Origin of the sequence: Hyphobacterium indicum (assembly GCF_003129605.1) — a bacterium.
In the GTDB taxonomy this organism is placed as follows: Bacteria; Pseudomonadota; Alphaproteobacteria; order Caulobacterales; family Maricaulaceae; genus Hyphobacterium; species Hyphobacterium indicum.
The window spans coordinates 575160-592083 of sequence record NZ_QBDX01000004.1 but is presented as its reverse complement, the minus strand read 5'-3'; the positions used below and the strand labels follow the sequence as shown (position 1 = coordinate 592083).

Annotated in this window: 20 protein-coding genes; 17 read left to right on the top strand and 3 right to left on the bottom strand. The window is 61.0% G+C overall.

Annotated features, from left to right (window positions below):
- Positions 1-4 precede the first annotated feature (4 nt).
- On the top strand, positions 5-691 hold the full coding sequence (locus tag DBR16_RS10880; RefSeq protein ID WP_109261274.1) for a sulfotransferase: 687 nt from the start codon (positions 5-7) through the stop codon (positions 689-691).
- Here DBR16_RS10880 and DBR16_RS10875 read toward each other — a convergent pair.
- The gene (locus tag DBR16_RS10875; protein ID WP_109261846.1) at positions 688-1893 is read right to left on the bottom strand and encodes an NAD-dependent epimerase/dehydratase family protein; all 1206 of its coding nucleotides are present in this window, start codon (positions 1891-1893) and stop codon (positions 688-690) included. The genes DBR16_RS10880 and DBR16_RS10875 overlap by 4 nt on opposite strands.
- A gap of 135 nt (positions 1894-2028) precedes the next feature.
- Here DBR16_RS10875 and rfbC point away from each other — a divergent pair, with 135 nt between their 5' ends.
- The 7 genes from rfbC (at position 2029) to DBR16_RS14020 (ending at position 8506) form a co-directional block, all read left to right on the top strand.
- Positions 2029-2601: a dTDP-4-dehydrorhamnose 3,5-epimerase gene (rfbC, locus tag DBR16_RS10870; RefSeq protein WP_109261273.1), complete on the top strand. Its 573-nt coding sequence runs from the start codon at positions 2029-2031 to the stop codon at positions 2599-2601.
- Positions 2598-3464, top strand: coding sequence for a dTDP-4-dehydrorhamnose reductase (gene rfbD, locus DBR16_RS10865; protein ID WP_109261272.1), 867 nt, complete (start codon positions 2598-2600; stop codon positions 3462-3464). Before rfbC ends, rfbD begins: the two co-directional genes overlap by 4 nt.
- 77 nt (positions 3465-3541) lie before the next feature.
- Complete coding sequence (gap, locus tag DBR16_RS10860; protein WP_109261271.1) at positions 3542-4555, top strand: type I glyceraldehyde-3-phosphate dehydrogenase; 1014 nt, start codon at positions 3542-3544, stop codon at positions 4553-4555.
- A gap of 24 nt (positions 4556-4579) precedes the next feature.
- Positions 4580-5770 (top strand): phosphoglycerate kinase, encoded by a 1191-nt coding sequence (locus DBR16_RS10855; protein ID WP_109261270.1) that lies wholly within the window; start codon positions 4580-4582, stop codon positions 5768-5770.
- A gap of 42 nt (positions 5771-5812) precedes the next feature.
- The gene (locus tag DBR16_RS10850; protein ID WP_109261269.1) at positions 5813-6841 is read left to right on the top strand and encodes a class I fructose-bisphosphate aldolase; all 1029 of its coding nucleotides are present in this window, start codon (positions 5813-5815) and stop codon (positions 6839-6841) included.
- Between the two features lie 579 nt (positions 6842-7420).
- Positions 7421-8125 (top strand): hypothetical protein, encoded by a 705-nt coding sequence (locus tag DBR16_RS10845; protein ID WP_109261268.1) that lies wholly within the window; start codon positions 7421-7423, stop codon positions 8123-8125.
- Between the two features lie 231 nt (positions 8126-8356).
- The gene (locus tag DBR16_RS14020; RefSeq protein WP_161539483.1) at positions 8357-8506 is read left to right on the top strand and encodes a hypothetical protein; all 150 of its coding nucleotides are present in this window, start codon (positions 8357-8359) and stop codon (positions 8504-8506) included.
- A gap of 108 nt (positions 8507-8614) precedes the next feature.
- Here DBR16_RS14020 and DBR16_RS10840 read toward each other — a convergent pair whose 3' ends face one another.
- Entirely contained in the window at positions 8615-9112 is a 498-nt protein-coding gene (locus tag DBR16_RS10840) for a MarR family winged helix-turn-helix transcriptional regulator (protein ID WP_109261267.1), read from the bottom strand.
- Positions 9113-9213: 101 nt separating this feature from the next.
- Between DBR16_RS10840 and DBR16_RS10835 the strand changes: the two genes are divergently transcribed.
- Both DBR16_RS10835 and mltF read left to right on the top strand, forming a co-directional pair.
- Positions 9214-10062 carry a CPBP family intramembrane glutamic endopeptidase gene (locus DBR16_RS10835; protein ID WP_109261266.1) on the top strand — a complete coding sequence of 283 codons (849 nt, stop codon included), beginning with the start codon at positions 9214-9216 and terminating at the stop codon, positions 10060-10062.
- Between the two features lie 58 nt (positions 10063-10120).
- Positions 10121-11476 carry a membrane-bound lytic murein transglycosylase MltF gene (mltF, locus tag DBR16_RS10830; RefSeq protein WP_233347758.1) on the top strand — a complete coding sequence of 452 codons (1356 nt, stop codon included), beginning with the start codon at positions 10121-10123 and terminating at the stop codon, positions 11474-11476.
- Positions 11477-11592: 116 nt separating this feature from the next.
- Here mltF and DBR16_RS10825 read toward each other — a convergent pair whose 3' ends face one another.
- Positions 11593-11985: a hypothetical protein gene (locus DBR16_RS10825; RefSeq protein WP_109261264.1), complete on the bottom strand. Its 393-nt coding sequence runs from the start codon at positions 11983-11985 to the stop codon at positions 11593-11595.
- A 130-nt stretch (positions 11986-12115) separates the two neighbouring features.
- Here DBR16_RS10825 and thiE point away from each other — a divergent pair, with 130 nt between their 5' ends.
- From thiE to DBR16_RS10790, 7 genes are all read left to right on the top strand, one after another.
- Entirely contained in the window at positions 12116-12736 is a 621-nt protein-coding gene (thiE, locus tag DBR16_RS10820; protein WP_109261845.1) for a thiamine phosphate synthase, read from the top strand.
- A 12-nt stretch (positions 12737-12748) separates the two neighbouring features.
- Positions 12749-13951, top strand: coding sequence for a tetratricopeptide repeat protein (locus DBR16_RS10815; RefSeq protein ID WP_109261263.1), 1203 nt, complete (start codon positions 12749-12751; stop codon positions 13949-13951).
- A 75-nt stretch (positions 13952-14026) separates the two neighbouring features.
- A complete protein-coding gene (locus tag DBR16_RS10810) occupies positions 14027-14617 on the top strand; it encodes a glycoside hydrolase family 108 protein (RefSeq protein ID WP_109261262.1) in 591 nt (196 codons plus the stop codon).
- On the top strand, positions 14614-15099 hold the full coding sequence (locus DBR16_RS10805) for a hypothetical protein (RefSeq protein WP_109261261.1): 486 nt from the start codon (positions 14614-14616) through the stop codon (positions 15097-15099). The genes DBR16_RS10810 and DBR16_RS10805 overlap by 4 nt, the downstream gene beginning before the upstream one ends.
- Before the next feature lie 119 nt (positions 15100-15218).
- Positions 15219-15785 (top strand): elongation factor P, encoded by a 567-nt coding sequence (gene efp / locus DBR16_RS10800; RefSeq protein WP_109261260.1) that lies wholly within the window; start codon positions 15219-15221, stop codon positions 15783-15785.
- Between the two features lie 20 nt (positions 15786-15805).
- Entirely contained in the window at positions 15806-16579 is a 774-nt protein-coding gene (locus DBR16_RS10795; protein WP_109261844.1) for an inositol monophosphatase family protein, read from the top strand.
- Between the two features lie 56 nt (positions 16580-16635).
- A complete protein-coding gene (locus tag DBR16_RS10790) occupies positions 16636-16920 on the top strand; it encodes a hypothetical protein (RefSeq protein ID WP_109261259.1) in 285 nt (94 codons plus the stop codon).
- Positions 16921-16924 lie beyond the last annotated feature (4 nt).

Sequence of the window (16924 nt, the reverse complement as noted above, 5' to 3'; positions counted from 1 at the left end):
CACCATGTATGAACGTTCCGAACCGCTACATGTGTTGACCGGGCCGCCGGAAGGTGAAGGCCGGGGCATTTTCGTTTTCGGCGCGCCGCGTGGCGGCACATCAATGGTGGCAGGGGCCCTGCGGATTCTGGGTGCCGATATGGGCGCGCGGCAAGGTGTCGGGAATAATGAGGATCTTGATATTCAGGAAGCCCGGGGCAGTGTTACGGAATTGGCGGATCCGCACAGCGGAGCTTTCCGGACGGCCCTGTCACGGATGCGGCCGCTGATCGAAAGGCGGGCAGCAGCCGGCACGGCCTGGGGCTGGAAAGATCCGCACGGCGTCCTTTATGCGGCGCAGGTGCAGGATTTGCTGCCGGCACCCCGGCTGATATGTGTTTTCCGGGATCCGCAGGCGGCGGCAGAGCGGGTGCATTTACTGACGCAGAAACCGCTTCTGACGGCAATGGAAGAAACGCTGACGCTCTATCAGCTTTGCCGCAATTATCTGGAGCGTTGCACGCTTCCGGCTGCACTCGTCAGCTATGAAAAATCACTGGTCCGGCCGGAGCGCTTTGTCGAACAGCTGATCGATTTTTGCGGCCTCAGCCCCACCGGCACGCAAACAGAAGCGGCGATTGCCTTCTGCTATCCCGAGCGCGGGCATGGCAGCCCGAATGATCCGGGCTGGCCGCGTCAGGGTGCGCTTTAGGATACCGCTTTCAGCTTGGCGTCTTTCTGCGCGGCTTCGCGGTCCTTGTTCCAGTAGGAAACGGACGGCACTTTCGACAGATCGCAGCGATCCTTGTATTTACGTGCAATTCCCGTGACTTCGTCCATCAAACCGGCTTCCAGCGTGATCGGATTGAGGCCGAGTTTCAGGAAAGTGGCATTCTCCACATGAAGGTCGTTCTCGTCGGCTTCATTGCGAGGATTGGGCAGATTGGCAATCTCTGCACCGGTCAGATTGGCGATCATGTCGGCCAGCTCTCTGACCCGGTGCGTTTCGGTCATCTGGTTCATGATGTGCACCCTATCACCGGTTTTCGGACGGTTTTTCAGTGCCAGCTCGATGCAATGCACAGTGTCCTGGATGTGGATGAAGGCGCGGGTCTGGCCACCGGTGCCATGAACCGTCAGCGGGTGCCCGATCGCAGCCTGCATCAGGAAGCGGTTCAGCACGGTGCCATAGTCGCCATCATAGTCGAAGCGGTTGATCAGCCGCTCGTCCTTGCGGGTCTCCTCAGTCTGTGTTCCCCATACGATCCCCTGATGCAGGTCGGTGATCTTCATTCCGTCATTCTTGTTGTAGAAGTGGAAGAAGAGGGCATCCTGCGTCTTGGTCATGTGATAGATGGACCCCGGATTGGCCGGGTAGAGGATTTCGGTGTCGATCAGGCCCTGTGGCGTCTCGATCTTCACATTGAGATAGCCTTCGGGAATCTTCATTCCAGCCGTGCCGTATCCATAAACCCCCATGGTGCCGAGATGAACGAGGTGGATGTCGAGGCCGGAATCGACGATGGCGGCGAGAACGTCATTGGTGGCGTTCAGATTATTGTCGACCGTGTAACGCTTGTGCTTGGCCGATTTCATCGAATAGGGCGCGGCACGCTGTTCGGCAAAATGAACAATGGAGTCGGGCTTTTCCTTGAGGATGAGGTCGAGCAGTTCCTGATAATCCTTGCCAACATTCAGATCGACAAAGCGGATATCCTTTCCCGAAACTTCTTTCCAGGCGGCGAGACGAACACTCATGGGCTGGATGGGTGTCAGGCTGTCGACTTCCAGCTCGATGTCGATCTTGCGGCGCGACAGATTGTCGACGATGACCACATCATGGCCGAGATTGGAAAGGTGGAGGGCGGTTGGCCAACCGCAAAAACCGTCGCCACCGAGAACGATCACCTTCATAATGAACACCTGCGCTGTAATAATGAATTCCGGATTGGTCAGCCTTGTCGCAAGGTGAAGCTCTGATGACAAGGCTTTGCTGCTCTAGACGCGCAGATAGTATATATCCCGTTGCTTGCGAGCAGGAGCCCCAATTTGCCAGAATTTGAACGTTTCGGACCTTTCGAGGATGCGTTTCTGATCGAGCCCCGGCGGTTCGGCGATGAGAGAGGCTGGTTCGAAGAGGTCTGGAATGCAGAGCGGTTTCAGTCTCTTACTGGCATCAATACCGATTTTGTGCAGGATAACGCCTCGCGATCCAGTGCTGCGGGCACGGTGCGCGGCCTTCATTTTCAAGCCCCGCCCAGGGCACAAGCGAAACTCGTGAGGTGCCCACGCGGCGCCATTTATGATGTGATTGTCGATATCCGGCATGGTTCGCCCACCTTCGGGCAATGGGCCGGGGCCAGTCTGACGGAGGAAAACGGATTGCAGCTCTGGGTGCCTCGCGGCTTTGCGCACGGATTTGCCACGATCGAGCCGGAGAGCGAAATCGCCTACAAGGTCGATAATCCGTATTCCGCCGAGCACGATGGCGGTATTTTCTGGAATGACCCTGCGATCGGCATTCGCTGGCCGTTGGATACAGAAAATGCGGTGGTGTCGAAGAAGGATCGCGATGCACCAAAACTGGCGGAGATGCCAAAGCTGTTCGAGTACAAGTCATGAAGATTCTGGTGATCGGTTCGACGGGGCAGGTGGCCAGAGCGTTGGCGCGGGAGGCCGGGGCTCACGAAGTTGTCCGTATCGGCCGGCCACAGATTGATCTCGCGCATCCGACCGGTATTGCCGATATCATCGGCCAGATATCGCCTGACGCCATCATCAATGCGGCCGCCTATACCGCCGTAGACCGGGCCGAGGATGATATTGAGGCCGCGCGGGCCCTGAACGAAACCGCTCCGGCCGTCTTGGCGCGGGCTGCCGGAGCGCGCGGCATCCCCTTCCTTCATCTCTCGACCGATTATGTCTTCAACGGATTGGGTGGTGCGCCCTACGCGGAGACCGCCGCGACCGCCCCGCTGAACATTTACGGTCAGACAAAGGCTGACGGCGAGCAAGCCGTGATGGGGGTGAATCCGGATGCGCTGATTGTCCGGACGAGTTGGGTCTATGCTCATGAAGGCACCAACTTTGTGCGTACCATGTTGCAGCTGGCAGCCGGGCGCGATGCCCTGAATGTGGTTGATGACCAGATCGGCCGCCCGACCGAAGCCCATGCGCTGGCCGACGCCTTGCTGGAACTGGTGGAGCATTTACGCGGCGGGGCGGCAGGCGGATTGTTGCATGTCGCCAATTCCGGCGAGGCGAGCTGGAAAGATCTCGCGGAAGCGTCGATTTCGGGGGCGGGGCTCTCCACGCCTGTGACCGGTATTCCCACAAGCGCCTATCCAACGCGCGCGCGCCGTCCGGGTGATACGCGCCTTGATCTGTCCAAAGCGCAGGCGGTCTATGGTATCACCCTGCCGGACTGGCAGGAGTCGCTGGAAAGATGCCTTGAAATGATGGGTATGAGTGGACGTCGCGTTTAAGAGCGGCTAAACGGCGCGCGACTCTGTTTCAGGCGGGCCTGCGGGGCTCGCACCTACCTGCTCGAGAGGAATTTTGCATGGCTGTTCGGGTTGCTATTACGGGATTTGGCCGCATCGGCCGTCTGGCATTGCGCGCGGTTCTGGAAGAAAAGCGCTGGGACGAAATCGAGGTGGTTGCCATCAATGATTCCTCGACCCCGGAAACCAATGCTCACCTGCTGACCTATGACAGCGTGCATGGCCGCTATCCGGGAAAGATTACCGTCGGCGATGACTGGATTGATGCCGGGTTCGGCAAGATCCAGAAAGTCTCGAACCGCGATCCGTCGCAATTGCCCTGGGGCGATATGGGCGTTGATCTGGTCCTGGAATGCACGGGGAAATTCAATTCCAAGGAAGCCTCGATGGCGCACATCGAAGGCTCAGGTGCCAAGAAAGTGCTGTGCTCGGCGCCGGCCAAGAATGCCGACAAGACCATTGTCTATGGTGTGAACCATGATCAACTGGCCGCCGGCGATTTGGTGGTTTCGAATGCCTCCTGCACCACGAATGGTCTCGCGCCGGTCGCGAAGGTACTGAACGACGCGGTCGGTATCGAGCGCGGCCATGTCACCACGATCCATGCCTATACCGGCGACCAGCCGACGCTGGACCGGAACCACAAGGACCTGCATCGTGCCCGGGCGGCGGCGATGTCCATGGTGCCGACCTCGACCGGCGCGGCCAAAGCCGTCGGACTGGTGCTGCCGGAACTGGCGGGCAAGCTGGACGGGGCAGCGGTTCGCGTGCCGACCCCGAATGTCTCCCTGATTGATCTGGTTTTTGTGCCTTCGAAGGAAACGAATGCCGAAGAGATCAACGCCGCCATTCGCGCCGCCGCCGATGGCCCGATGAAGGGTATTCTCGGTTATGATGACATTCCGCTGGTCTCGATCGACTATAATCATGACAATCGTTCCTCGATCGTTGCCATTGACAAGACCAATGTGATCGATGGCCGTCTCGCGCGGGTCATGACATGGTATGATAATGAGTGGGGCTTTGCTTGCCGCATGATCGATACGGCCGTGGCCATGGGCCGGTTCCTCTAAGCTGCCGAATACAAGGGATTTGTGATGGGATTGCGCCGGATCGAAGACGCGGACGTGAAAGACAAGCGGGTTCTGGTCCGTGTTGATTTCAATGTGCCGATGAAGGATGGCGTGGTCACGGATGCGACCCGGCTGATGGCGGCGATGCCGACGATCAGCTATCTGAAATCGGCCGGTGCGAAAATTGTCCTGCTGGCGCATTTCGGCCGACCGAAAGGCCAGCGCGTGGCGAACGCCTCGTTGATGCCGGTGGTTGCGCCGCTGGCGGATATGATCGCCGCGCCCGTCGAGTTTGCCGAAGACTGCATCGGCCCTGTGGCCGAGGCGGCTGTCGAAGCCCTCAAGCCGGGCGGTGTGCTGCTGCTGGAAAACACCCGCTTTCATGCCGGTGAGGAAAAGAATGATCCCGAATTTGCCGCGGCCCTGGCGAAGCTCGGTGATATCTATGTGAATGATGCATTCTCGGCCGCCCATCGGGCGCATGGCTCGACGGCGGGCGTGGCGGCGTATCTGCCGGCCTATGCCGGGCATGCCCTGCAGCGGGAGCTCGACCATCTTTCGCAGGCGCTGAAAGATCCCCGCCGTCCGGTCATCGCGCTTGTCGGCGGGGCCAAGGTCTCGACCAAGATCGACCTTCTGGAAAACCTCGTCAGCAAGGTCGACCGGTTGTTTGTCGGCGGGGCGATGGCCAATACCTTCCTGGCGGCGCAAGGTCATGATGTCGGAAAGAGCCTCTATGAAGCGGAGTTCGCCGATACCGCCCGCGCCATTCTGGAGGCCGCCCGCAAACATGGCTGCGAGATGATCCTGCCGGTCGATCTGGTCTGTGCGCGGGAGTTTGCCGCCAATCCGGACACGGTGACGGTCCCGGTGGATGACATTCCGGCTGGCATGATGGCGCTCGATTGCGGACCGGCGACCGTGGATGCGCTTGCCGATACGATTGATACCTGCCGGACCCTGATCTGGAATGGCCCGCTGGGGGCCTTTGAAACACCGCCTTTCAATACGTCCACTGTCGAGGTCGCCAAATATGTTGGCCAGCGCGCCCGTGCGAACAAGTTGATTGCGGTCGCCGGCGGCGGCGATACCGTCGCGGCGCTCAATCAGGCGGGTGCGGCGGGTGATTTCACCTTTGTTTCCACTGCGGGTGGCGCTTTCCTTGAATGGATGGAAGGCAAGGCCTTGCCGGGCGTGGAAGCGGTCACCGATTAACGCTAGACTTTTCACACATACCGATCTGCTGGGGACAAGACGATGGATCTCGAACAACTCAACGACATTGCCATTCAGATGGTGGCGCACGGCAAGGGCATTCTGGCGGCGGATGAATCCACCGGCACGATCAAGAAGCGCTTTGACACGATCGGCCTGACCTCGACCGAGGACAGCCGCCGCGACTGGCGAGAAATGCTGTTCCGCACGCAGCCGGCGATGAATGAGCATATCTCCGGCGTCATTCTCTATGACGAGACGCTGCGCCAGAAAGCGGCTGACGGCACGCCGCTGGCGAAGCTGATTTCCGATGCCGGCGCGGTTCCGGGTATCAAGGTCGATATGGGCGCCAAGGATCTGGCTGGTGCCCCGGGTGAGAAGATCACCGAGGGCCTGGATGGCCTGCGGGACCGCCTGAATGAATATCATGAGCTGGGTGCGCGCTTTGCGAAGTGGCGCGCCGTGATCGAAATGGGCCGCGAGGGCGATGACAGCATGCCCTCGCCCTATTGCGTGGATGTGAACATGCACGCGCTCGCCCGCTATGCCGCCCTGTGCCAGGAAGCGGGCATTGTGCCGATTGTCGAGCCGGAAGTCCTGATGGATGGCGATCACTCCATCGAGCGCTGCTATGAAGTCACCGAATACGGGCTGAAAAAGCTCTATGAGGAGCTCTATGCCCAGGGCGTGCAGCTGGAAGGCACCATCCTGAAGCCGAACATGATCGTGCCCGGAAAGAAATGTCCGGATCAGGCCAGTGTCGAGGATGTGGCTGATCTGACCGTCCAGTGTCTGGCCAATTGCGTGCCGTCGGCGGTGCCGGGAATTGCCTTCCTCTCGGGCGGTCAGTCGGACGAGGACGCGACCGCGCACCTCAATGCCATGAATGCGGCCTATGACCTGCCGTGGGCGCTGACTTTCTCCTATGGCCGCGCTTTGCAAGCGGCCCCGCTGAAAGCGTGGAAGGGCAAGGATGTTGCCGCCGGGCAGAAAGCTTTCAATCACCGGGCCCGGATGAATGGCCTGGCGTCGATCGGCGAATGGACGCCCGAATTGGAAAAACAGGGCTGATGCCACGCCCGCCAGCTCGCCCGCCGGCGGATTGGCCGGAGTGTTGGAAATTGCGGGGATAAAACCGGAATCGGCGTTTTGTCTCCTACTACAACTCCGACTCCAATTCCGGGGCGCTGACGGGCGGATAAGCGTGTCTGGCAAAGCGATTCCGGTCATGTCATGGCTCCAATTCTGGCCCCGGCCGGACTCCGGTGAGTCTCCAGCTGACTCCGGTTTTCCGGGTTTATCCCCGTAATTTCCGGAAACGGCGCAACGGGCCTGCCCGGGCGCGCGGGCCCGAATGCGGGCAGGGAGTGTAAGCGGAACAGGGCCGCCGGGGATAAGGGGGGCCGCGCGGCTCCGCCCTCTCCGATGGATGCCCGTGTGCCAGGAGCGCACCAGGCCGCGCATGGCGGGCACGCTGTGAGGCTTCGGGTTTAGAAGCCCTGATTCATTTTCAGTGACGCCGGAATATCGGAAGTCTGATAGGCCCCGCTGAGGCCTGGCCTATGGAATGCGACCGATTGCGCATTCGCCAGCAATTGTGCGCTTGCCCGGAAGGTGTACTGCCGTAAGGTGCAGATGGGGGAAGCGATCATGGTGAATATTACGGCAGATGCCCGTTTCATGCGCAATACGGGTATCGTGTTGCTGCTCCTGGCAGTTCTGGCGTTCGCACCTCGATATTTTGTGCCCCTGGTCTCCGGTTCCTATGCGCCTCCAAGTCCGTGGATGCACCCGCACGCCATATTTGCACTTATGTGGACGGCAATATTCGTGGTTCAGCCCTGGCTGATCGTTAGCGGGAATGTTCACTGGCACAAGCGTGTCGGATATCTCGCTTTGCTGGTCGCAATAGGCAATGTCATCAGCGGTGTTGCCTTGCAATTGGACGTGCTTCCCACGTCTGCGGATGATTTTTCCAATGTCGTGGGCGGCGGATTCCGTCTGTTTCATTCAACGCCAGCATTCGTCCTGTTTCTCTGCCTCGCGATTGGGATGCGGAGACGCACCGACTGGCATTTGAGATTCATGTATCAAACCGCCATCGCGGCTATCGCAACCATTCTGGGACGCATTTACCTGTTCTACGGACACTTGCCCGAGAACATTATCAGCCCCCTGATTCCGATCGGAAACCTGGCCTTTGTCCTTTTGCTGCCGGTCTATGATTTTCTGAAATACCGGAGGGTTCACCCGGCAAGCTGGATTGGGTTGGCGGCCTTTGTCGTCTTTCAGGCCATTGCCTCGCCGATCGTCTTTTCCGATTTCTGGATAAACATCGCGACGGGCGGCGGATAGGTTGAACAACAACCGTCTTCGAAGACGTGGTCTACAAGCGATAGTGACCCATTCGACACCTTGTAACCTTCGGGATAAAAAACAGGGACACACACCATTTTCGGATTTATTGTTTTAATACAATGAAACGAAATAACTAACGGAGCTATTTGAGGCTTCGGACTTTGTGCGTTTTCGGAACTGTTTGCGTTTTCGGAGCGGTGGGGGTCGTCGGAGCCGCATCGTCCGGGCATGGATGCGCCGCTGGCACATTATGACAGCACGTCGGCCTCCACCGGCACATTCGGCTGCGATACGGTTTATGCCATCACCGGGTATATCGCGGATGAGCGCGGCTCTGTGTTGGCCGAGACCGGCCCTTCTCCATTGCCATTGTTTTAAAACATTAAAAGAAAATAGACGCGGCAAGGCCGGAGGCATGGTCTGGCAGGACAAGCCGCGCAATTGGAAGGGGGTAGGGCGGCGTCAATATTCAGTCTGTGCCGGCGATTATGCCCGTTCCGGCCTTTTGCCGATGCGCTCGATCAGGGGGCGGTCGTTCAGGGCGTCGACGGCCTTTACCGCCATGTCGGCCAGATTGCAGCCCAGCTCTTCATACAGCGCCTCCATGGCCGCCCGGATATGGCCGAGCATATCCATCATTCTGGCGTATTGCGCCTGACCCTCTGCGGTGAGCTCCAGAACCTTTCTGCGGCTGTCGGTGGCATGGGGCCGCTTTGTAACAAGGCCCAGCTCGATCAGCAGGGCGACGCGCTGGGACGCGAGCTGGTGCGGCTGATCCAGGGCGCCGGCAATGTCCGCCGCAGTGACGTCTTTCAACTCGCCGATCATCAGCACGGTCGAGATGGCGCGTGGCGGAATCTGGATGCCATCTGATTTCAGCAGCTCCTCCCCCTGATCCGCGATCGTCTCGACCAGCCGCAGAAGCTTGTTCGACAGGAAGGCCCCGCTCAGCGGATGCGTGTCCATGATGTTGCTGTTTTGCATGCCTTAAATATTCCACAATTAATTGCACAATTGATTGTGTATTTATAGATATCGCGACCGGTCCGGTCAATCCGGAACAGAGACGCAGGAGGAATAAGGCCATGGATACACACGCGACTGACAAACGATCAACCTTCGCAACGCTCGGCCTGTTTCTGGTGATTCTGGCGATATCCAGCGCTGTGGCACATTTTGCGATCGTGCGCCTGGTGCCGACCTCGCTCTATGTCGGGACGCTGATGATGATGCCCGCCCTGTCGGCGTTTGTGACGCTGAAGCTCCGGGGCCGGAATATATCGTCATTGCCCTGGCGCTGGGGCGGGTGCGAGGCCAATTGGGCCGGTTATCTGATCCCGGTTTTCTATGTCTCGGCCGCCTATGGCCTTATCTGGGTGTTCGGCTTTGGCGGTATGGGCAATCCGGAGACTCTCGCCGACTGGCGCGCGCAACTGGGCCTTCCCGAAGCGTCCACCTGGATGGTGATCACCCTGATGGTGGTCCTTATGGCGGTGGTTCAGTTCGTGAAATCGCTGGGCACGATTGCGGGTGAGGAAATCGGCTGGCGCGGCTTTCTGGTCTGGGAGCTCCGCAAGTTGATGTCGTTCGAGGCGACCTGCCTTGTCAGCGGCCTGTTATGGGCGGTCTGGCACTATCCGGTCATCATCGCCTATGGCGGCGGCAATACGCTGTTTCAGCTGGCCTGTTTCACTTTGATGATCGTCGCCATGTCGGTGATCATGACGTATTACACCTTCCGTTCGGGCTCCCTTTGGCCCGCCGTCATGTTCCACGGGGCGCATAATATCTTTATCCAGAAGATCTACACGCCGCTGACGCTTGAGACAGAACAGACCGGGGTCTGGATCGACGAATACGGATTGATGGTGCCGCTGGTCGTCACGGTGCTGGCGCTGATCTACTGGCGCAAGGCGCGCGCCGAAGGCCTCTAATGGCTGGTCCTTTTTGACACCACCGCCAGAGGCCCTACCCTTAAGGGCCATGACCCGAATGACGTTACAGACATGGGCGGGTCTGGCCATTGCTGTCAGCGCCCTCCTCCTCGTCCAGTGTTCCGGCCCCGCCAATGAGGACGCGACGTTCAACGCGGTCGTTGACGGCGGCGAGCTGGTGGTGCTGACCCTGCCGGGTGAGACCATCTATGAGCGGCGGAATGGCGAGCCGGACGGTTTTGAAGTGGACCTCGTATCGGCATTCGCGAGCGACCACGGGCTGAGCGTCCGCTTTCGCGAGATGCGCGATATCGGCGCGTTGATTGAGGCGCTGGAAAATGGCGAAGGCCATCTGGCCGCCGCCAATCTGACCATCAATGAGGTCCGGTCGGAGCGGATCAGTTTCGGCCCGGCCTACAAGAATGTCCGCGAGCGGCTGGTCTGCCGCCGCGGCGGGGAGCGCGCCCGCTCGCTTGAAGAGCTGGCGGGCCTGCGTCTTGCCGTGGTCGCGGACTCCTCCCATGCGGAGACCCTGCGGCGCCTGCAGCAGGATCATCCCGGCATTGAATTCGACGAGCGGCCCGCAGGATCGGCGCTGCCGCTGCTGGAGGCGGTCGATCGCGGCCGCATTGATTGCACGGTGGCCGACTCGCACATCGTCGCCTTTGCGCGCCAGCGGCATCCCGAACTGATCACCCCGCTCAACCTGTCGGAAGAATCGACGCTCGCCTGGGCCCATTCCGGGCGGGTAGACGGTCTGGCCGAAGCCCTCGATCAATGGTTTGCCGAGGCGCATGCCTTTGGTCTGATCGAGGAGATCGAGGAGGACTGGTTCGGGGATTTCGGCGCGTTCGACTATGTCGAGACCGCGCGCTTCGTGCGGCGCATCGAAAATCGCCTGCCCCGGTTCCGCCGTTACTTCCGTGACGCGGCGGAGGAGACCCCGTTTGAGTGGGAATTACTCGCCGCACAGGCCTATCAGGAATCGCACTGGGACCCGCATGCCGAAAGCCCGACCGGCGTTCGTGGCCTGATGATGCTCACCCTGCCGACGGCGGAACGCGTCGGTGTCACCGACCGGCTGGATCCCCGGCAGTCGGTCGAGGGCGGTGCGGCCTATCTCGCCGATCTTTATGACCGCCTGCCCGAGACCATTGAGGGCGAAGACCGGATCTGGTTCGCGCTGGCTGCCTATAATGTCGGTATGGGCCATATCTATGATGCCCGCCTGCTGGCCGAGCGCCAGGGCCGCGACAAGGATTCATGGGAGGTGATGGAGCAGGTCCTGCCGCTGCTGACCCGCCCGGAATATTATTCGACCGTCCGCTACGGCTATGCGCGCGGGCATGAGCCGGTCCGTTATGTCGAGCGTATCCGCACCTATCGCGCCATGCTGGACGCCAATTTGCGCTGATTGACCGGCGTTGGCGCCGGCCACGCTCACCGCCGCTCTGATGGCGGCATACGCATTATCGAGCGCTTCTTCTGGGAATCCCGCGGCGAGGACGGCGTCAACATCATCGAAGACGTCTAGCCCTCGCACGCTTCCGGCAGGCGTCCGCCATCTTCCAGCAGGGATTTGCCGGTGGCGTCGCAGAGCGCGTCGATGCGGTAGCTGACAGCGTGTTCGCGTGGCCCGCCGGCATAGCGTGCGACCAGCAGGACCTCGCCCGCTTGCGGCACAATGCCGGTGCAGGCATAGACCTCGTCATAATCCTCGCGCACGTCCGCGCCCTGCGCCGTAACCGGCCCAAAGCCGGGCAGCGCTGCCCAGGCCGCCGCACAGGCTTCATCAGCCATGGCGGCCCGTTCCTGCATCGAAAGTGTGATTGTGCCGGCGCTTGAAGCCGGACCGCTCAGAAAGAAAGAGGCCGCCCAGATCGCCAATCCGCCCAGGATCAGCATATTCAGAATACGCAGCATTCTTCTTGTCCTCCCCACCCGGTGGTCAAGGTCTCTGACACTTAACGGTTTCGCAACCCCTTTCTCGTGGCGGGCGAGTCGCTTCGCTTCAGGCTTTCTTCGGGCCAGGGAAAGGGTTATGGGGCTCTCCATGACCTGCCAGCTTTATCTGATCACGCCGCCGCGCCTTGAGGCCGGTTTTGAAGACACGCTCGCCGGGGCGCTGAATGCCGGTGAGGTGGCGGCTTTGCAGCTGCGCCTGAAGGATCACTCTCCGGAAGAAATCAAACGCCTCGCGCCGCCGCTGATCCGTCTGGCGCAATCGCGCGGTGTGGCCGTCATCCTCAATGATGATCCGGAGCTGGCCGTGGCGCTGGGCTGTGACGGCGTGCATGTCGGGCAGGGGGATGTGCAGGCCAGACAGGCGCGCGCGGCCATTGGCCCGAACCGCATGCTGGGCGTGACCTGTCACAATTCCCGCCATCTGGCGATGCAGGCGGGAGAGGCGGGGGCCGATTATGTCGCCTTCGGGGCCTTCAATCCGACATCGACCAAGGACGCGCCAACCCGTGCCGATCCGGAAATTCTGGAATGGTGGTCGGACCTGTTCGAACTGCCCTGTGTGGCCATTGGCGGCATCACGGTGGACAATGCCCGGCCGCTGATCGAAGCGGGGGCGGATTTCCTGGCCGTGTCATCGGGTGTGTGGTCGCATGTGGACGGACCGGCCGCAGCCATTATAGCGTTCAATGCATTGATGCGGGGCGAGTAGACGAGGTTGACCATGGTCTGTCGCGTATTGGCCGCGCTGTTTTTATTCCTTCTGGCTGTGACCGGACAAGCGGCGGCGCAGGAGGATACCCCGTCTGTGGAGACGCCTGCGGATGCCGGCGATGACGCGCCCGCGCCGCCCCTGCGGGGATTGCAGCTCATTGATGTCGACCGCCAGAATGACGCGCTCTCGATCGAGGATGCGGACGCGGACACGCCGGTCACGGTCGCGCCATCCGGTCAGAGCAGCGTGGCGGAGATATTCGACGAGGCGCAGCTGGCCTATGCGACCGGGGAATTTGAAACGGCCTTTCTTCATGCCCGCAGCGCGGCATCCGGGGGTCATGCGCGGGCGGCCACCCTGGCCGGTTTGCTGCACGAAAACGGACAGATTGAAGAAGCCAGTGATGCGCAGGCCGTGCGCTGGTACCGCCGGGCGGCGGATCAGAACGAACCCGTTGCGCTCTACCGGCTTGGCCGTATGGCCGAGGCGTCGCGCGGCAGCCTGCTTCCCAATGAGGCGCGCAATTATTTCCAGCGGGCCGCGCAGGCCGGAAACATAGAGGCGATGCTGGCCTATGCCCTGATCCTGAAAGCCTCGCCCGTGCCGCAGGATGCGCCTCTGGCCATGGAATGGGCTGAGCGGGCGGCCAGTCAGGGCAATGCCGAAGCCATGTTCCAGCTGGCACAGATGCACGATATCTGGGCGCGCGGGCCGCAAAATCCCGCCGCCGCCCGGCAGTGGTATTTGCGCGCTGCCGAAGCCAATCATGCCGAAGCCGCCCTGCAGGCGGGCCTGATGGCCAATTCCGGCGAAGGCGGTGCTGAAGATGCTGCGCTGGCGTTCGATCTGATCCGGCAATCGGCAGAGGCCGGCTTTGCGCCCGCCATGGGGCAATATGGCCTGATGCTGCATGCCGGCGGGCCGGACCGGGCCCCCGATCCGGTGCTCGCGGCGGAATGGTTTGCGCAGGGCGCGGTCGGGGGGGATGCGGAATCCCGCTATCTCTACGCGCTCGCCCTGGCGACCGGCGATGGCGTCGATCGTGACCTTGTGCGGTCCTATTACTGGGCGCTGATGGCCGAATACGAAATGGATGGCTCGCTGTCAGCCAATACCGACCGGACCCGGCTTCAGGCCCAGCTGGAAAACCATCTTTCCCAAACAGAAGCTGAACAGATCCGGTCCGAAATTGCCGCATATCGGGCGCGATAACCCTGATTGGGTCCTTTTGATGCCTTGACCCGCCGCCAGCCTGCGCCCTGTCAGACAACAACAGGGGAGGCTGACATGACCACTCATTTTGATACCGCTCTGGAACACATTCTCCAGTTTGAAGGCGGCTATGTGGACCATCCGTCCGATCCCGGCGGGGCCACCAATATGGGCATCACCATCGGCACGCTGGCCGAATGGCGCGGCACGCCGGTGACACGGGAGGATGTCCAGCATCTGACGCTCCAGGAAGCGGCCCAGATCTACAAGGCGCGATACTGGGATGCCTGCCGGTGCAGCGATATGCCGAAGGGGGTGGGATTCATCCTGTTTGATGCGGCCGTCAATCACGGGCCCTACCGCGCGACGCTTTTCCTGCAACAGGCCGCCGGCGTGACCGATGACGGCATTATCGGCCCGCAAACGCTGGGCGCGGTCATTGCCGCCGACGCCACAGCCCTGATCGAGGAATATGCGGCCCGGCGCATGCATTTCTACGGCAAGCTGTCGACCTTCTCCGTCTTCGGTCTTGGATGGTCGCGCCGCCTGATGAGCGCGGTCTCGCTCGCGATTCCGAAGCCGGAAGCGGCCGGCTGGACCGATCCGCCGCCGCCATTCGATACGTCCGATCTTCCTGACAATTCAGCCAATGGAGCCTGGGTATGATCAACCGCAGACGCAATCAGGCCCGCGAGCTTCTGTTGCTGGCGGGATTCGATGACCGGATGGCGCGCCGCGTGCGCTCCGGTCACCAGGGGCAGCAGGTCCTGTCACTGGCCGCCACAGCGACCGGCGAAGACGAGCCCGGCCAGATCGGGACCCGCCTGCTGGAAAGCCCGGAACTGCGTGAAGCCGTGCGCAATGTGATGCGCGAGGCGGACAGAAGGGACCGTTTCGGCACCGCCCGCCGCCGGGGGCGCCGCAAGGGCTTCATCCTGGCGCTGGCCTGGGTGGGCGCAGCGGTCCTCGCGGTGATGCTTCTGGGGCAGTTCTTCCCGGACATCGAGGCGCAATTACCCGCCTTTCTGCAAGGCGGGGCGAGCCGTGATGCCGCGATTGCGGCGCTGGGCGGGGCCAGCTTCATCGTCAAGGACGTGTTCGACTGGCTGTTTGGCGGATACCGCCTGCCGGCCCGCGACGATCCCTAGGCTGACAGTGCTTGCCGCCCGCCGCGCTGCCTGATAGGACGCGCGCAACTTTCCGGCCTCCGCCTGTTGCGGGCGGAGGCCGGTTGACATCGTGAAGACAGCGAACGGGATGATCGTCCATGAAGATCAACGGGAATGAAGTGAAGCCGGGCATGGTGCTGCAGCACCAGGATACGCTCTGGACGGTTGTAAAGGCCGATGCCGTGAAGCCGGGCAAGGGCGGGGCTTTCGCCCAGGTCGAGATGAAGAACATCCTCGACGGCCGCAAGCTGAATGAGCGTTTTCGCGCCGCCGACAAGGTGGAGCGCGTGCGTCTGGAGCAGAAGGACTTCCAGTTCCTGTTCAAGGACGACACGATGGCGACCTTCATGGATCAGGAAAATTACGAGCAGATCGAATTGCAGATGGATTTCGTCGGCGAGGAGACCGCGGCCTTTCTGACGGACGGCATGACCGTCGTGCTGGAATTCTACGAGGACCGGCCCATCGGCCTGACGCTGCCGCAATTTGTCGAGCTGGAAATTGCCGATACCGAGCCGGTGGTCAAAGGCCAGACCGCGGCCAATTCCTACAAGCCGGCGGTGCTGTCGAATGGTGTGCGCACCTCTGTTCCGCCTTTCGTCGGCGTCGGTGAGCGGGTGATCATTTCCACCGAAGACGGCAGCTATCAGAAGCGGGCTGACTAGTGGGACGCGTCACCGCCCTCATGGAAGTCATGCAGAATGCGGCCCGCAAGGCCGGCCGCGGACTGGCACGCGATTTCGGCGAAGTGGAACATCTGCAGGTTTCCCGCAAGGGACCGGCGGACTTTGTGTCTGCCGCCGACCGCAAGGCCGAGGATGTCATCTACGAAGCGCTGGATGCGGCACGGCCGGGCTATGGCTTCCTGATGGAAGAACGCGGCGAGGTCGAAGGCACGGACAAGACCCATCGCTGGATTGTCGATCCGCTGGACGGGACGACGAATTTCATTCACAGCCAGCCGCATTTTGCCGTGTCCATCGCGCTGGAACGGCTCGGCGAGATCGTCGCCGGGGTGATCTACAACCCGGTCAATGGCGACATGTTCCACGCCGAAAAAGGCTATGGGGCCTGGCTGGATGAGCGCCGCTTGCGGGTCTCGGGACGGCGCGAGCTGACGGAATGCGTGATTGCCACCGGCACCCCCTATTTCGGAAAGCGCGGTCATGCGCGTTTCCTGAAAGAGCTGCATCAGATCATGCCGGGCGTGGCCGGCATCCGCCGTTATGGCGCCGCGTCGCTGGATCTGGCGTGGACGGCGGCCGGGCGGTTCGATGCCTTCTGGGAACGGGATCTGAAAGCCTGGGATATCGCCGCCGGAATCATCATGGTGCGCGAGGCGGGCGGCTATCATATCGAGGCGGATGGCGCAGGCGATCCGCTGGAGACCGGCAATATCATCGCCGGCAATGAAAACATCTCGCGCCAGATCGCCGAAAAGCTGAAAGCGGCGGCCTGACCGGTCAGCGTGCATTCATGTAAGGTGTGGCTTCCTGTGATCCGGGGAGGTGCACCATGATTGAATTACTGGCTCTGGCGGCTTTCGATATCAGCGAAGATTGCACCTGGAACGGCATCCCGCTTTATGGCGAGGTGCAGGTCGTTGAAAGCTTCGCCGATATTGATGTCGAAGTGGTCACCAGCTTTCCCGATCTGAAGGTGAAAGTCGTGGACAGCTTCCCCGATGATTGCGGCGAATGGGAGTTTGTGGAGAGTTTCCCGGACTTCACCATCCGCTTTGTCGAAAGCTTTGGCGATATACAGATCGAATTTGTTGAGAGCTTTCCCGGCATCGACTAGCGTC